Raw genomic sequence first — 16324 nt, forward strand, 5'->3', positions numbered from 1 at the left:
TCATTGCCCTCCTAGGTCCGGCTACCGAGGCGATCGAATTGTGGATCAGCCATGATTAGTCTTCCATTGCGAGTTCGAGTGTAGCGTTCGCGAGCGTGTTTGCCGCCATGTAGCAGTCGTCCCAGCTCGTGTACTCCTCTTCGGAGTGGCTTTTTCCATTCTCACTGACGGCAAACACCATCGACGTATCCATGACATCTGCGACGTGTGTGGCGTCGTGGCCAGCCCCGCTAAAAATCCGCATCGCATCGTAGCCTAGGTTCTCCGTGGCGTCTTCGATCGCTGCGATATTCCTCTCGGCAAAGTCAACAGACGATGCACGCATCCGTTCTTCCCACTCCCAACCGAGCCCCTCACGTTCCGCTGCCATCTCCGCTTCAGCAAGAACGCGTTCGAAGGCGTCTTCGACGATCTCATCGGACTGGTCTCGAAATCCCCAGGTAAATGTCACTTCACCGGGGATGATGTTAATCGAGTTTGGCTGTACATCGATAAAACCAGTTGAACCGACGGTTCGCTCCCCGAGCGAGTTCGCGATTCGTCGAATTTGTGTGATTACGTCTGCTGCCCCAACGAGCGCATCGCTGCGATAGTGCATGGGCGTGGGTCCAGTGTGGTCAGCATCACCATAAAAGGTAATCGCACCCCAGGTGAATCCAACGATACCCGTGACGATTCCAACATTCATGTCGTTTTTCTCTAGATACGGTCCCTGTTCGATATGAAGTTCAAAGTAGCCGTCGTAGTTCTCCGTCGGGGTTGCGGGTACATCCCCCTTGTATCCGATTCGCTCCAATTCGTCCTCGAGGCGATTTCCATCCTCGTCTGTTTTGTCGTATTCTTCCTCGAGGTCGTGGTTACTGGCCCACACGCCACTTCCTTGCATCGCAGGTTGATACCGTGACCCTTCCTCGTTCGTCCAGTTGACAATCTCGACTGGATGTTCGGTTTCTATTTCCTCGTCATTGAGGGTTCGGATGAATTCGAGAGCAGCAATCACGCCAAGTGCACCATCAAATTTTCCCCCGTATGGCTGTGAGTCAAGGTGTGAACCGAGTAGAATTATTCCTTTTTCGGGATTACGTCCTTCCCTTCGGCCAAACATGTTCCCAAACTCGTCGATACGAATGTCGAGTCCCTCGTCGTCCATCTGCTCGTAAAACCAGTCTCGGATCTCTCGGTCGTCGTCAGAAAGGGCTAACCGGTGGAGTCCATTGTTTTCGGTAGCACCGATTTTGGCTTGGGTTTTCATTGTGTTTACAAACCGTTTTCGGTCTATCTTGATGATCATATGATGTTGGAGATACAAATAGTATTAAGTCTTTCCCGTTATTTAAGACCATTATCCTAATATTAACACTATGTATTTTACAATGTCCTACCTTAAGACGAGGATTTAAATAAGTGTAGACAATGCCATCGAGTACTGTACCCTACTTACTAATGGGAACTAAACTAGAATATTGAATTTCTGAATCGAGTGATGGTAATATGATATTACCCCATGATTCATATGGGGAATCTGGATCGTTGATGATTTTCTGTAAGAGCAAATGTATTACTGGATCAAGTTGCTTAGTCACCTCGGTTGGCGATTGCTCATCACAAGAACAGGTTGATGCTACCTTGCGGCGATAGATCGCTACAAATCGCGCGCTTGGACGGTTTTGCGATTGTTTTCTTCAGCCCGTCGGGCGGCGTTTTCGAGGACTTCTGTGACTTCCTCATCGAGTGCATCTCAATTTATCGGATGGTATAAATGAAGAGACCGTTTTACTGTCTAATCATCTATAGAGGTAGATTTCTGGGAAGAAGTCGCAATCACTGGAGAAGGAGATAAGTGGTATCCGCCGACTCCAGCTAGCAATTCAAAGATATGGAGGTACAGGAGCTTAGATCGATATTTATCAATCCTCGATGGGGAATCTCTTTGGTTTGCTCGGGCGGATGAGGTCGGTGACCAGTATGAGGGTTCCTTACCGGAGCTAACTTTCAGACGGTGGGTGAGTAAGCTTGCTAAACTTAGAATAGATTATCAAAGCGTTTTTCGATATCTACAGCTAATGTCCCATCTCAACTGCTGGCACGAGAATACTTCAGAGTCATTCGCAATGTGGGATATATATTTAGAAAACAATTGCGGAGTTGCAATCGTATCAACCCCAAGTCGTGTGAAAAATGCTCTTCAAATCAATGAAGGAGAATATTTGACTGGGAAAGTGAACTATATCGACTATACCGAAGGGGACTTCAATATCGATAGCACTGTGACACCCTTTTTCCATAAGCGAGAGAGCTTTCAACATGAGCGTGAATATCGAATCCTCTACCGACAAGGTGAAGATGCATATGACGATGATGGAATGAAGACAGAAGATTTCGGCGAAAATATTCCAGAAGGGATTCCTGTCTCGATCGATATTGGTACTCTAATAGAGGAGGTAGTTATTAGCCCGGGCGGCGATGATGAATTCCGAGAAGAAGTTGTAGACGAAACGAGAGCAAGAGGTTTTGAATTCCCGATCAACCATTCCAAGCTAACCGGAACGCCCCTCTTTTAGAGAGATGCGCTATTTTACTCTACACTATGTCCATCATCACGAGGATCACTAATGAAGGCAAATTCACGAGTCGGCTCGTGTATGAGTTCAACGTGATTACTTGCTTTTAGGACTTCCAAGCGTTGGTAGACGCTATTTCTGCTAAATCCAGTTTCGTCTACAAGCCTTCCTTTCGTAGCAATTCCCCATGGTTTGTCACCATTGCGTCCTTGTTTTAGACAGTCGAGGATAGCTCGGTCAGTTTTAGTGAGATCGCCGGCATCCATGATTTCAGTCGAGGTTTGTTGCGCTAACGCCATATGCATACTGACATTGTCTGGGCACTTAGAAGTGTTTGTTAGAGCATTTATAATAGATGTGCATTATGCACAAATATAAGTGTATGCAGAATGTAGATGTGACTACGAAGCGCGGATTGCCTTTCGAAAAGGCCGGTGGTTGCAACACCGACCGCGCTGCTCAGAACCAGTCGTCGGGGAGGTCATCATGGTCGCGCATCGACTCAAGCAGCGGCCGGATGTCCTCGAACTTGGGACCTTTTTTCACCTCTTTGCTGTCCCGGTTCCACTCGATCAACCCCATGTCCTCGAGCTTCGGTAAGTGGGTGTGAATCATCTGGATCTTGGAGAGATTTAATTCCTCGTCCTCGATGGTGATGTCGCCGGGACCCTGTGTATCGTCGTCCTGGTCATTCTGATCAATCAAGGCAAAAAGGAGCCGACGTCGATACCTGTTCGCGAGCACGTCTAGTACGTCGTCCAGTGAGAGTTCTGACGAGAGGCGTTCAGCGTTCACGAATCCCCCGCTTCGGTGAACCATGGGTGCCCGTTGAAGCTACGGAAGGGAAAGCGTGTGTTCGAACCTTTTCGGTCACGTCGTGACTCGAGGGGTATTATCTAGAAGCCACCCGAGTGATGCTGGCCACCGAAAGTGCTGGAACAGTGTTTCCAGACCGATTTATACCCGAGGGGGAAATAGTTAAGCCGAGTCGAATATCAGCTCACAGAGCCGCCGCTCGCCCTCTCGGAGGTGGTGGGAGAACGTCGACTGCGTGATGTCGAGCGCTTCCGAGAGGTCCCTGCCGGTTTGGACGCGCGGAGACTCGAAGTACCCACTCCAGTATGCTATTTCGAGGATTTCGCGTTGCCGGGCCGTGAGTCGCTCCGAAAGGATCGTTCGCATATCCTCGCGTGTCCTGATCGGGCGGTCGCGCGAGTGCCGAGCCACGAGGTCAGCACTCGGATACACACTCTGTATCGTCTCGACGAACTTCCGGACGGTCGTACCAGCGGGCTGGTCGATGACGACGGTAGTCGTCTCGGCGGTGACGGTGAGCGAGCGGACGAGGCCGCCGTTCTCGATGACGTGTGACGCGAGTGTTGATCCAGTGACCGTCGCCTCGAAGACGCTCTCGGTCTCCGTCTCACGGAGTAGCGTTACCTCAGCGATGCTCGGCAAGCGTCGGGCCTCGTCCAGTACCTCCTTGGCGTTCACGTCCTCCGTCGCGAAGAACAGGTGGGCCGCGCCGTCGTGCTGGGGCACGAGGCCGTCGAACGTGATCTCGCAGTCGGACGCCCGGGCGAGCGGGGTGAGTACGTCGTCCCCGTCGTGGATTTCGAACATGAGTTCGGTGACACTGTCAGACAGTAGCGTCCGCTTGGTCTCGACGGCGTCGATGGCGTGAGCGATCGTCTCTCCCAGCTCTTTGAGCACAGCGTGATCGCGCTCGTCGGATTGAGGACTAGAGGTGTACACCGCCAGCACGCCGTATGTCGATCTGTTGTATCGGAGCGGGATAGCAATACACGACCGCGCTCCGCGATCAAGCGTGACCTCGCGCCACGGTGCGGTGCGTGGGTCGATAGCGACGTCCGCGACAACCTGTAGGTCGGTCGTTCGTATGGCGGCGGCGATAGGATCCTCGTTGGGACCCGTTCTCTCCGTCGAAATCGAAAGCATGTCGAGGTAGCCGTCGTCGACGCCGGCCCACTCCCGGGATGTGACGGTGCCCGTTCCCGGGTCACGCGTACCAATCCACGCGAACTCGTAAAGGGCAGAGTCGGCGAGTTGCTCCACGACGGCCTGTTCGATGGTCTCGCGACTGTCGGCGTCCACCAGGTGCTGGTGGACACCTCGAATGAGCGCGTTCAGCCTGTCAAGACGTTCAAGTTCCTCGTTGCGCTCGCTCAACTGTTGTTCGCCTTGGGCCCGATCCCACGCTGTTTCGACGGTCGCGGCAATTGTCTCTGCGAGCTCAACCGTGCGCTCGTCGAAGGTGTCGACTTGCGTCGACCCGAACGACACAACACCGTGTCGGCCCAGCGGAACGAACACGCAGCTCCGCAACGGTGACGACTCGCCCATCTGGCCGTCGATGTCGTTCTCCACGTGGACGTCGGTGTCGATGAACGTCTGCCAGACCCAGTCGGAGACCTCGGACGGGACACTGAACGCGTCAGCGTCTCCGTCCGCGGCCGCGTCGGCAGCGTGTTCTTCGAGGTCTCCGCTCCGATCGTCGTACCGCCAGAGTGCGGCGTACTCGACGTCGAGTATCGCGAGTGCGAGCGACGCAACGCGGTCAGCGATGGTCTCAGTATTGGTGTCGATTAGCTCCCGCGACGCGTCGTTGAGCCGTTCGAGCGCTACTTCACTCTCCTTGCGGTCGGTGATGTCGATGACAAATTCCACCTTCTCGTTGTCGTTCAGCACTCGCGATTCGAACAGTCCCCACCAGCATGAACCGTCGCTGTGGTAGTACTACTTCTCGTAGGGGACGCCGCTACCGGTCTCCTCGACTTGCTCAATGTGGCGTTCTGAATCCAGGTAGAACTCCTCGGGGGTGAGGTCGCGCCACGATGTGCCCAGCGCCTCTTCATACTCCATGCCGGCCATTTTTAGGAAGGCGTCATTCGCGTCCCTGATGGTGAAGTCACTCCCCCAGACGATGACGCCGACCATCTCGGAGTCGAATGCGGGGTGAGAACGAACTTGTTCTCGCGGCCCATTCGAATTCCTAATCCCTTCCGTTTCATTACTGACGGGTCGCCACCATACACGTCCGCGCGCGCCGACCTTCTTCGTCTTGAGTGGCCCGTCCGCGACGAGCGCCTCTAGTTTGTTGTAGACCGTCCGGTCGGTACAGTCGAACTCGGCGGCAACTTCCGGAGTCGTCAATGGCGTACCGGGAGACCCGAGAGTGTCGACCACCTCCAGCACCCTGGCTGGTGAGAGAGCGGAAGAAGTCATACACTCAGAAAGTCCCATGGAGACAAAAGAATTCTGTTGTTAGAAACGAGTTCAAACGTCACAATGCACGTGCCGAGAGACCATTGTCCACCGAGATCGTACAGCAACGACATTCATCCCTTAGCTCTTGATGGGAAACACGGGTTTGAACAGTCAACGCATCTACTCAACTACCTGTATCCGCCACTCTACCGGTGCGAACACGACGCCGTGCAAGATACGCGCCCCGTATTCAGCACGATCACAGAAACGCATCACTGATTAAATTTTTTACAGGGTGTAATTTTTGTTTCTATGGAGGTACAAGTATGCACCAACCCCTCCTCTAAACGTGTTATCGGTGAAGTACCACGGGTCATACGAAACACGTATCACAAACTTTCCAGCCAGGGATATGACGTGAAAGATACGCGCCCTATATTCAGTAATATTACTGAAACCCATCACCGATTAGGGATTTCAACAAGACCGTCGTTCCGTAGTTCGTCGAGAGCGATGATCACGTACACCAGTCCGACTAACCGGGTACCAACGTAGACCCACGATTTCCATCGGCAGTTGCTGGCATCAGTGTACGCAAGCTCGGCTCCATAGTCAACATAGACACGTGGGAACGCCAGCGCAAGCAGTCCTATGACACCCAGAACGCGCTTAAATGCAGCATACGAGCGATCGCTTCGCCACATGGGAATTAAGATGAGGAGTCCTTCGATCCGCGCACCAGGAATAGCCCACGACCGCAATTCACAGCTATCGGGATTCTCAAGGGCGAGCTGCTCGGCACGATCAATAAGCGCGTTTGGTGAAAGTAATTCGATAACGCCGATTGGCTGAAAGGAGCAAACGAAGCATTGCGGTATGGTTAAACTTCCAACATAATGAATCTCATCTTCTAGATTCAGCTCAGATGTTCTATGACGGTTGGGGGTCTCAAAGAGGTGAAATAGTCTAACAGAGAGTTGCTCATTGTACTTCCATTCGAAATCGAACGTGCAAGATGCCAAAGTGAGCTGAACTCCCCAGTCAGCGGGAAAATCGTGACCTTGTGGTTTTGGTAAATTCTGCTGAGATAGAGGTAACATAATTCATCGTGCTGGAACACGTATTGAACTACAAGGATGAGTACTGCTGCTTAAAACTGGAACCAACAGTGGTTGTCCCCAACAGCGAGGAACACAAATGACCAATACAACCGATTCCTGGCGGTATGGGAAACCACAGCATGAGGTTCAATCGACTCTAGTGAACGAACAACAATTCTATGGTGAACCCCAACACGAAATGCCTGGTCCAATCAACATTGAGCTCCGAGAGTCTGTCACATATCTCCGTCTCTGGGAATACTACGCGGAGAAACAGCGACGACAGAGAAGTGTAACAAAACGTCCGCTGGTCTACTCTCGGTAGGCAAATTCCCTTCTCACGATTTTCGTATGAGAACACGATAGTTGCTAGCGAAAAGAGTTTCAAATGCCGGCCACAGCATTATCCCTTTCGTTCACCTAGATATGGCGCACCCACACCGTCTCGCGCGTTGGGGCTGCCCTTCTGGTGTTGACAATCGCGCCTCTACTGGTGATCATCGTGATAGAATTCGCGCATGAAATTTTGTGGTACCTGCCTGCTCACGTTGGATCCGAGGTGCGCCCCCTCCTCAGTGGTGTTGACATCTCTACACTGTAGAGTATTTCCTCGGGGTCAGAGTGGTTCACCCCGTTCGGTCTCGCCTGAATCTTCCTAGGGAACGATCTTCGGACTCGCACAGATATTGGAACTGGATCACCGGTGCATATCGAACGACAGTGGAGCGGGCGATAGGTCTTGGAGCTGAGAACGCTACAGCGAACAAGTCTCGCGCATAGATTTCGATGGCACGGCCCATGTACCTCAAGTAGAACAATCATTCGTGGCGGGAACACCAGAGCCCACCCTCGATCCCAGGAGACAACGACCAATGAGGAGTACACAAACCAGAGTACCGCTATCAACGGGAAAGTTGCCACCGTGGAATTCAGGACGAATGAGACTCCGACGCGAGGAATCTTCGTCCTTCAGGGAGGGGAGGATGTCAATCGTGCGCTACGACACCATCAAGCCAATCGAACGTACGCTGGTGGAAGAGTGTCCGAGCAGTCATCTCACAGTGGTCATCAGCCCCTTCGGCGGCAGTGAACTGTAGCAGTTCTTTCGGACACTCGAGAGCGTCGTACAGGTGGTCAGCGAAAGCAGCGAGAGGATCGTTTTCAGCCCGCGTAATGAGCGTTGGACATTGAATCTGGCCAGCACGATCGGTTAGAGAATACTCTGGCATTGCTTGGAGGTACTCAATAATCGAATCAAATCCATGCACCCACAGACCTCGTTGCTTGAACGTCCAGGTTAACTCTGGTGATGACTCGACTGCCTCGAACAATGGCTGCAAAGAATTTGGATCAATATCGGGCAACTCGTCAGCCGCTTGTTGGGCCACCCCAAGTTTGGTAGCCATCTCTCGGATCGCCGTAATCATATCCCACAAACCGGGGTCAGCAATGCATGCTGCCAGCCGATGTTCACCCGATGCAGCTCGGGGGGCGAGATACCCGCCAAAACTCCACCCAATAAGCACAATCTGATCGGGATCAACTTCTGGTCGAGAACAGGCATAGTCGACGACTGGTGTAACGACATATTCCCAATCGGGACGCATGAAGAGATCCTGCTTAATGAGCGGTCGTCCTTGTCCTGGGCCGTCAAACGTCAAGCAATTGTATCCTCGACGAATCGCAGCGACGGCATGAGCGAAGTGCATTTCTTGGATCGTCGAATCGTACCCATTCGTGGCGATTACTGTCGGACGAGGATGTTCAGAGTCGTCAACGCGGTAGAAATAACCCGGCAATGTTGTGTCCTCGTATGGAATTTCTACTGGTTCGATCGGTGGGTCGAACAGCGCAGCAGCGTGTTCGAATGCATCGGTTTCTTTTTCGAATGCCTCAATGAGACGCTGGTCTGTGGGTGCCCCGTAGAGGAACGGATACGCCGTGCGGTAGTAGTTCGAGGCACGGAGATATGCTTCACGGGCGCTGACCGCATGGCCGCCTCTTCTGCTCTCCTCGCCGATCGCAAAGATTCGATCTCCGGTTTTGATCCACTCCTCGTACCAACTCTTGCGATCACCGTCCGTAATCCGTTCGGCTGTCGTGAGACATTCACCAAAGTCAGCACCGCCGTAGACAGCATGCAAGAGTGCTCGTTGGGTCCATTCTTCGAACAGTGGGTCGTTGAATTCGATTTCCATAGTGTCCACCTCCTAGATTCTGTTGACTCGAAACGAGAGGCCCCTCACCACTCAGTTGAATAGCCAGGGAAACCCGACCGTTGACCCCATTCAAGTCATCCAGTAGTCGTTAAGTAACACTGTATACTTTGCGCGAGATGACAGTCCAGCGCTCGGAACAGAACACAGAGCTCGTCAACTTCCGCGAGAAGCGAGCAGAGAGCCAGCAAGTCGAGGACAAGTACCTTAACGTCCTCGAGCATGCGAAGAACGTCGCCAAGACGAACGATGTGATGGTTGCACGATTAGGCTATCGAGAGGTGGCGACGCACTATGGCTGTGCGTACAAGAACGACGGCTATCGCGTCATGGAAGAGATGGCCGAGCGGGTTCCTGGTGTGACCTACAAGGAATCTCGAACGCTGTGTGTGGACGATGCAATGGGCGTTGGTGGTCACCACATCGAAATCACGTTCGCCCATCCTGATCTGGCGGGATGGATGCGCGCCCACGAAGCGAACGCGGGAGGGAACGGAGGGCGCTGATTATAGTGTTGTAATTACGGGGGTTCGCAGAACCTCCTCTCGAACCACACCACCACCCGAGATTCACACCGCATTGCCGGTGAACCATGGTGGTAGTAATCGGTTGGCTACGGTGGAGTGCGTCTTTTTCTGCGTCTATTTCTGCGAAAGTGAGGGGGTCGCTCTCGCGACCCCCCTCTATTACAACGGTGTAATTTAGTCCTCGACAGGAGAAACCAGAATAGACTAGTTGCCGGCGCAACTCTTATTACACAACACATGAATCATGTATTGTATGGCAGAAGCCGAAGGCAATCCCGAACGCGTCATCGATGGTTTCCTCTCGGTTGCCCAGCTGCTATCCGAACCACGGCTGGCCCGTCTCTATACCTTCATTCTGCGAAATGAAGCAGTAACGATCGATGAAATCGTTGACGGATTAGAGACACCCCGAACGACTGCCTATTCGGATACAGCGACACTCGTAGAGATGGGCGTCCTGTCTCGGGATGAAGCACAGAAAACACACACCTACACGGCGACGCCGATTACGCTGACCGCAGATCTTGATGGGGCTGAATATACAATCACACCCACCCTCATCGAAGCAGTCGGCCGGACTCCGCAGGATCAGGACCTCGACCTCCTCCTCGACCGATATGGGCTCGGCAAACTTGCTGCTGCACTCACGTACGCTGTCCCGTACGTTGATGGAGAAATGACCGAGCGAATTGCTGCTCGAGAGCTTGATCTGCAGGTCGCTTTCGCGATCGCTGTGCTTCACGCACTGAGGGAAGTCATTCTCGAGATGCAACCGCACGACCCCTACTTTGATCGGATTCAGAACGCACGCGACCACCCACCCAGTACGGAGACGTGACATCCTCCTCGCCGTAAACGGCGAGACTTCCCACGCATGGGGAATACCAGTTAGTCGTCGTCACCAGAACCAGGGGTTCTAGTTGGCTCACGAGACTTTGTCTCGTGAACGCTGGCAGAGGGTTTCGATTCTCGAAAGGCCGTGAGCGTCATCTGCGCTGGTACGCTCTGCTCACAGTGAGTCGTGGCGGTGTCACAACCGCTCCCATCCCGAGGTGAGTCATCGCGTTCCGCCTTGTCAAGCGGGACGCTCTCTCCCCACGAGTCAACCCGTCGTGCGATATTCGCGGAAGCGTTGATGTCGGCCTGATACATCGAAACGTGACAGTCGTCGTTCGGGCACCGGAACTCGGCTTGGGAGTTCCGCCGACCGATACGGTGGCACGAGTGGCACGTCTGGCTAGTGTACGCCGGATTCACGTTCTCAACTGGAATGCCTGCTTCCGTCGCCTTGTCCTCGATACGTCCTTGGAGTCGGGCGAACGCCCACGAGTGAAGCCGACGGTTCATGTACTTCCCGTAGTCGAGACGTTCTCGGATGTACGTCAAATCCTCCATCACCAACACCGAGTCCTCGAACTGTTTAGCGTACTCGACGGCCTGTCGAGACGCCTTCTCTACGATATCGGTGAGCGCGTTCTGGTAGTGCGAGAAGCGGTCTTCAATCCGCCACTCGGATGCATCACGCTCTTGGAGGCGTTTCAGGGTCGTGTGCATCTCTTTGCGAAGATGCTTCGCTCTGCTTCCGTCACACACGAACGGGTCAGTCGGAGAACCGTCCTTGAGGGCACAGCCCGTGATGAGGGCAGTTTCTCCGATATCTAAGCCGATGTGCGTGGTGTCACTGTCCGTCGTTGGTTCTTCGACCGGGTACTTGACGGTGACGTGTAGCACCCAGTTTTTCCGGTGCCTCTGAAGCCGTATCTCGCCCGCCTTCGAGTCCTCCGATACGAGGTCGTGCCAGAGGTCTTCCTGCTTGGGATTGATGCGGAGCGGAATCCAAAAGTTCGTTCCACGCCCCGGTCGGGGAACCAACCACGTAAATTCGTAGTCGCGTTCTTCGGAGTGGTCGAACTTCGCAGCCTGATTCGTGAGTCGTATCGGATGTTTGTCGTCCAACTCCTGCGCATTGTATGTCTTCCGGAGCTTCGGAACGTAGTTGCAGAGAGCAGCCTTCGCCTGATACGGGAGGTCGTAGGGTGTCACGATGTCGCTCACCGCCGACATGGTACTTGCCCCGGCGTCGAACGCTTCTTGCAGACCGTCCCGGTACGTTTCGAGCAGGTTGTTGAGTTTCGACTGCTTGTGAGCTGTCGGTGGGGCGAACGTCGCTTGAAGCGTCTTAGTTATCGTTGTCACTGGCGTCTAATCCTTTCTCGATTAGTTCAGCATAGGCGCGAGGATGTCGGATGCCATTGTCGCGGGCGTAGTCTTTCACCCGTTCATGGAGGTCGCTCCCTCGCTCCATATCGATTTCAGTTCGCACAATTCTTTGTACGTTATTTTGGAACTAATAACTTCCGTTCGATATTCGGACTGCTGTAGACTGTGGGTTGCGTAGTCGAGTGACGCGATTCACGCCCGCCCTAAAGGACGGGATTCTCTCGCTGTTTAAAGATAGGAGAAACGAGAATGAGTGATGTTGGCTCGAATATCGAGAGTGATGCCTGGGTTGCAGATTCGGGATTGTTCATCGCATGTGGACGGCAGCAAAACAACAAGTACACCGCACTGAGACGGTTTGCACAACGCAACGGAATTTCGTTTGTGATTCCTCAACGAGTATACGCTGAACTCGGGGGAGCACCTAATCGAAGTACACCAGGTCAAACACCGATCAACAGTGCGATTGACGCCGGGTGGGTGACGGTTGCTGACGAACTCGATTATACGAACGGTGCTGTCGCAGCGGTGATGGACAACGTTCGACGGTTCATAGCACAGGCGTCGAATCGAAGCGAGGATCAGATCGAGAAGGCAGACACAGCACTTGCTGGCGTTGCAATGCAACTTCTTGATAGCGGTAACGCGGCGTCTGTCACCGTTGTCACGACGGACACTGACGCTGGCAAAGGTGTTGTGCGGGCAATCGAAGCTCGAGGATTTGAAGAACAGATTGAATTCAAAAATGGATTCGATTTGATCGAAGAAATCACCTGATCGAGGAGCTTGCACAACGCATCGAAGAACTAGAAATGTCTGCATCCGTGATACAGGCCCATCGGGAGGTGATCACTCGCAAAAAGCGAGGGTGTGATGAGCGCACCGACTCCAGTCAAACCGGTGTGCCCGTCGTGCCTTCATCCCGTTTTAATGTCTCTTTTCGTGCGGCATACAGGTGACGGACAGCGCCAGCGGTGAACGTAAGCGCCCCGAGAATCATCGGCATATCCCCGAACGATCGCGCCCACAACAGCGTCTGGATGTGTGGCTGTTCATAGAACTCCAAACTCCGTGCAGTGGCATAGCCATCCGTGTAGACCGCCCGGAGTTGAGCGAATCCGACCGGGAGCAACGATGCAACGACCATGATTGTGAGCCCGATATTCATGAACCAGAACGAGACTCGGAACCACGTCGGATCCCACACTGCCTCGGGCGTCACAACACGCAGAATGTAGGTCCCGAGTCCAAGCGCAAGCAGACCGAACGCACCGAACGTTGCCCCGTGGGCATGGGCGACAGAGAGATAGGTACCATGTTCATAGTAATTGATCACTGGTAAGTTGACGAAGAAGCCGAGTACACCGCCACCAACGAAGTTCCAGATACTACTGCCGAGGATAAACAGCAGTGGAATTTTGTAGGGGAATGACTCCCCTTGTGATTTCAACGACCGGTATTCGCCGATGCTTCGATACAGAACGAACACGAGCGGGACGAACTCAAGCGTTGAGAATGTCGTCCCAAGCGGCACCCAGAAATCAGGCAGACCAACCCACCAGTAGTGATGCGAGACGCCGACGATACCTGCCGCCATAATCGCGAATACCTCAAAGAAGATTGCTTTCTCTGCTTCCTCTTTCTCTAAGAGTTCCATCGACACGAGGGCAACGGAGATGATGGCAACCACAAAGAACTCGAAGACGCCTTCGACCCACATGTGGACGACCCACCAGCGCCAGAATTCTGTCACCGCCATGTTCGTCTCTGGAGTATAGAGCATGCTCGCACCGAACAACAATCCAATCGAGCCACCTGCGTATACCAAGAAGTGTCCGAGCCCCCCGAGCGGTTCGTCCATCTGTCGAACACTCCGAAGTACTAGTCCTGTCCATCCAGCGAGTCCACCAAGCAAGAGCAACTTCCAAAGTCGGCCCACTTCGAGATACTCAAGCCCTTCAGAGCCAAGCCACCACCAGAGGTTACCCTCTTCAGGCGAGCCGAATGTGCCCTGTATTCCAAGCCAGACTCCTGCGAACGCGCCAGCGGTTGCGATCACGAGCAATCCAAGAAGCACCGACGCGCCTGCAGCTTGCCAGGGCGGGTCGCGATCACTGAATAGTCCTGGAAGGAAGAGTCCCCCTGCAAGCCACAGGGTCGTTATCCACAGAATTGCGAGGTTGAGATGCCACGTTCGAACGGTCGTGAATGGCAGTAGCGAAACGAGGTCGATCCCGAGCATCTCTTCGATCCGGAAAAAGCCCGTCCGTTCAACATAATAGTGCGCGAGCAGCGCTCCGGTAAGTACTTGTACGGCGAACAGCGCCCCAGCAACCGGGATGTACCACGCTGCAGCGTACTGTGTGGGTGTGATCGACACCGAGTCGGGTGATGGAATGTCGATAACGTCGGTTGTTGGTTCGGCGAAGTCAAGCGAGTGATACGCCCACACCCCGAGACCACCACCGAAAATAAGCAAGAGGACGCTGATCGTGCTCCATACCAACACCTGCCCGGTTGGCCGGTTTCCAACCGCAGGTTCATACGGCCAGTCGTTTGTGTATGAGTGGGTCGAGTCTGGTCGATTAGTGTGGGCAAACCATGCTGTCCAAACGGCGAAGTCGGCGATGCGCTCGGCTTGTTCGGGCGTCGCAATGAATTCTGGCGGAATCCCTCGGTCAGGGTCGCCTTCGTGGTACCGCTCGATGTACTGTTTACGAATTCGCCGATGGGCATACGCTTCAGCGGCCGAATACTGGATGGTCGATCCATCTGGAGCATCGGCATCGAGTTCTCGTTTGACGCGTTCTTCGATAGCGGCCTGTTCGGCGTCATCGAGTGCCTCGATGGAGTCTCCTCCCTGCTCTCGTGCATAGTACTCCTGCATGAACTCAGCCTTGAGGTGTAGAGCATCAGCTGTGAGATCGACTCCGAAATACGATCCGTTACCAAGGATTGACCCCTGGTTCATCAGCCCATTGGCCTGGAACAGCTTCTTGCCCAGCCGAATCTGTTCGTCGGTGGCGACAATGTCGCCATTTTGGTCACGGATTTTATCGGGGATTGGCGGCGCATGCCGATACGACTTCCACGCTCCCAGACCCATTCCGATAAGATTGGCGATGAACAGTGCAACGAGTACTATCGAACCAGTCCGCTTCGAGTTGAGTTTCTCGAAGTCTACATCCTCTTCGTGGATGGCTCGTACGATTTCCGGGAGAGCATCAACGAGTCCTTTGTCTGGAGGTCCATCCACATCGCTATGCATGGGAAGCAGGTGTGAGGCCAGTTTGACCAGAACGCGTTCGAAGGCGGGATCGATTCGATCACCATCAGAAAGGATAGCCATCGCAGCAATTGCTGCTGCGGTCGCCGGTGGAGCATGCCGCTGCTCTGCCTTCACGTCGGTCGTCCGTGTTTCTTCCACCACTCGTGGGAGGTCCTCAACGAACAGCTGTTCGACTTGCTGAGCCGTGTCGACGGCGTCTCGCTCGAGAAAATCGCCGACAGAGTGGACCCGATCCTCATCACCGTCAGCCACGAACCTGGATAGTACCTCCGTCAAGGTACCGTCGACCGAGCGATCGACGTCTGCCTTCGACTCTCCTGAGAGTTCGTCAGCGATACGTTCGAGCGATTGTGTCGTTCCCTCGGTGGCTCTCGAGGTTATTCGGCTTCGGACCACCTCGAGAAAGTGGTCGTTGAGGCGACGTTTCTCTAAATCATACCGACGCAAGAAGTTCTCAAGTGCGCGGTCATCCGGTAACTCAAGGTCGTGATTCAGATCGTACTGTTCTAACAATCCATTCGCAAAGTACTCGATCGCATGAGCAGTGGGTTCGTTGGTGAATTGATCAATCAGCGTTTGAAGCTCAACGACTGCTTCTGTCCTCGTACTAACTTTATCCTTCAAATAGGTAGTCGTTTTTTCTCGTAGCGACGATACTTGTTCGTGATTTGGAATCGATATTCCACGTGAGAGGCATTTTTTGATGGACATGGTTCATAGTATTGTTTAGTTTATCACTTTCCACAGACACTACTATGGAGCACCACCTAAGCGTGTGGGTTGGATACAATCATCACACACTCAATTCAACAAGTTTCAATCCGCGTTGATGAACCCAAAGACTACCGCACGGAGACGGCGAAAGAGTGTGCTCAGAACCGACAAAACCTCAGTAGTCTCGAAGACACGACCCAGTCCCTAGAAGCAGACATCGACGACCTCACCGATGCAGAAGAGAAAAACAGTCGGGTGCGTGCGTCAGTCTCGCGTACGACGTGCAACTCGACTACTCCGTGGTTGTATCCGTCCACGTCCAAACGACAGTACGATTTGCCGAACGGAAGAATCATCCATTCATCAAGCATGTACTCTCCGAAGGACGCTCGTATGCCTGAGAATGAGTACGTTGGCGAAGAACTCGAACAAGCCCAAACAGCTCTTGCCGACGCAAAAATTCTCTAGG

14 protein-coding genes and 1 pseudogene are annotated in these 16324 nt (G+C 53.5%); 4 read left to right on the forward strand and 11 right to left on the reverse strand.

Features of this window, described 5'->3' with window-relative positions; translation table 11 throughout:
* Nucleotides 1–55 precede the first annotated feature (55 nt).
* Entirely contained in the window at nt 56–1291 is a 1236-nt protein-coding gene (locus BW974_RS22010) for a Zn-dependent hydrolase (protein ID WP_076433033.1), read from the reverse strand.
* A 351-nt stretch (nt 1292–1642) separates the two neighbouring features.
* Nucleotides 1643–1738 (reverse strand): annotated as a pseudogene (locus tag BW974_RS22015) (DUF1931 domain-containing protein); the annotation flags it as partial.
* Nucleotides 1739–2063: 325 nt separating this feature from the next.
* Between BW974_RS22015 and BW974_RS22020 the strand changes: the two are divergent.
* Complete coding sequence (locus BW974_RS22020) at nt 2064–2561, forward strand: DUF2971 domain-containing protein (RefSeq protein WP_076433035.1); 498 nt, start codon at nt 2064–2066, stop codon at nt 2559–2561.
* A gap of 14 nt (nt 2562–2575) precedes the next feature.
* On the opposite strand, the gene BW974_RS22025 is transcribed toward BW974_RS22020, so the two are convergent.
* The 6 genes from BW974_RS22025 to BW974_RS22045 all read right to left on the reverse strand — a co-directional run bounded on the left by BW974_RS22025 (nt 2576) and on the right by BW974_RS22045 (nt 9087).
* Nucleotides 2576–2860 carry a hypothetical protein gene (locus BW974_RS22025; RefSeq protein ID WP_217694399.1) on the reverse strand — a complete coding sequence of 95 codons (285 nt, stop codon included), beginning with the start codon at nt 2858–2860 and terminating at the stop codon, nt 2576–2578.
* A gap of 160 nt (nt 2861–3020) precedes the next feature.
* Nucleotides 3021–3380, reverse strand: coding sequence for a DUF7344 domain-containing protein (locus BW974_RS22030; RefSeq protein ID WP_076433037.1), 360 nt, complete (start codon nt 3378–3380; stop codon nt 3021–3023).
* Between the two features lie 159 nt (nt 3381–3539).
* Nucleotides 3540–5270 carry a bacterio-opsin activator domain-containing protein gene (locus BW974_RS22035; RefSeq protein WP_245800251.1) on the reverse strand — a complete coding sequence of 577 codons (1731 nt, stop codon included), beginning with the start codon at nt 5268–5270 and terminating at the stop codon, nt 3540–3542.
* Nucleotides 5271–5318: 48 nt separating this feature from the next.
* Complete coding sequence (locus BW974_RS26795; RefSeq protein ID WP_245800252.1) at nt 5319–5807, reverse strand: PAS domain-containing protein; 489 nt, start codon at nt 5805–5807, stop codon at nt 5319–5321.
* A gap of 443 nt (nt 5808–6250) precedes the next feature.
* The gene (locus tag BW974_RS26800) at nt 6251–6889 is read right to left on the reverse strand and encodes a hypothetical protein (RefSeq protein WP_245800253.1); all 639 of its coding nucleotides are present in this window, start codon (nt 6887–6889) and stop codon (nt 6251–6253) included.
* A 986-nt stretch (nt 6890–7875) separates the two neighbouring features.
* Nucleotides 7876–9087, reverse strand: a complete 1212-nt coding sequence (locus tag BW974_RS22045; RefSeq protein WP_076433039.1) for an alpha/beta hydrolase family protein — start codon at nt 9085–9087, stop codon at nt 7876–7878.
* Between the two features lie 137 nt (nt 9088–9224).
* On the opposite strand from BW974_RS22045, the gene BW974_RS22050 reads away from it, so the two are divergent.
* On the forward strand, nt 9225–9611 hold the full coding sequence (locus tag BW974_RS22050) for a hypothetical protein (RefSeq protein ID WP_245800254.1): 387 nt from the start codon (nt 9225–9227) through the stop codon (nt 9609–9611).
* Nucleotides 9612–9885: 274 nt separating this feature from the next.
* Nucleotides 9886–10470, forward strand: coding sequence for a DUF7437 domain-containing protein (locus BW974_RS22055; RefSeq protein WP_076433041.1), 585 nt, complete (start codon nt 9886–9888; stop codon nt 10468–10470).
* A 50-nt stretch (nt 10471–10520) separates the two neighbouring features.
* On the opposite strand, the gene BW974_RS22060 is transcribed toward BW974_RS22055, so the two are convergent.
* Nucleotides 10521–11828: an RNA-guided endonuclease TnpB family protein gene (locus tag BW974_RS22060; RefSeq protein ID WP_076433043.1), complete on the reverse strand. Its 1308-nt coding sequence runs from the start codon at nt 11826–11828 to the stop codon at nt 10521–10523.
* Nucleotides 11812–11955 carry a hypothetical protein gene (locus BW974_RS26005; protein WP_175609785.1) on the reverse strand — a complete coding sequence of 48 codons (144 nt, stop codon included), beginning with the start codon at nt 11953–11955 and terminating at the stop codon, nt 11812–11814. The genes BW974_RS22060 and BW974_RS26005 overlap by 17 nt, the downstream gene beginning before the upstream one ends.
* Before the next feature lie 146 nt (nt 11956–12101).
* On the opposite strand from BW974_RS26005, the gene BW974_RS22065 reads away from it, so the two are divergent.
* Nucleotides 12102–12629: a PIN domain-containing protein gene (locus BW974_RS22065; protein ID WP_139328990.1), complete on the forward strand. Its 528-nt coding sequence runs from the start codon at nt 12102–12104 to the stop codon at nt 12627–12629.
* A 115-nt stretch (nt 12630–12744) separates the two neighbouring features.
* Here BW974_RS22065 and BW974_RS22070 read toward each other — a convergent pair whose 3' ends face one another.
* Nucleotides 12745–15120: a nitric-oxide reductase large subunit gene (locus BW974_RS22070; protein WP_217694396.1), complete on the reverse strand. Its 2376-nt coding sequence runs from the start codon at nt 15118–15120 to the stop codon at nt 12745–12747.
* Nucleotides 15121–16324 lie beyond the last annotated feature (1204 nt).

Origin of the sequence: Haladaptatus litoreus (assembly GCF_900156425.1) — an archaeon.
GTDB classification, from domain to species: Archaea; Halobacteriota; Halobacteria; order Halobacteriales; family Haladaptataceae; genus Haladaptatus; species Haladaptatus litoreus.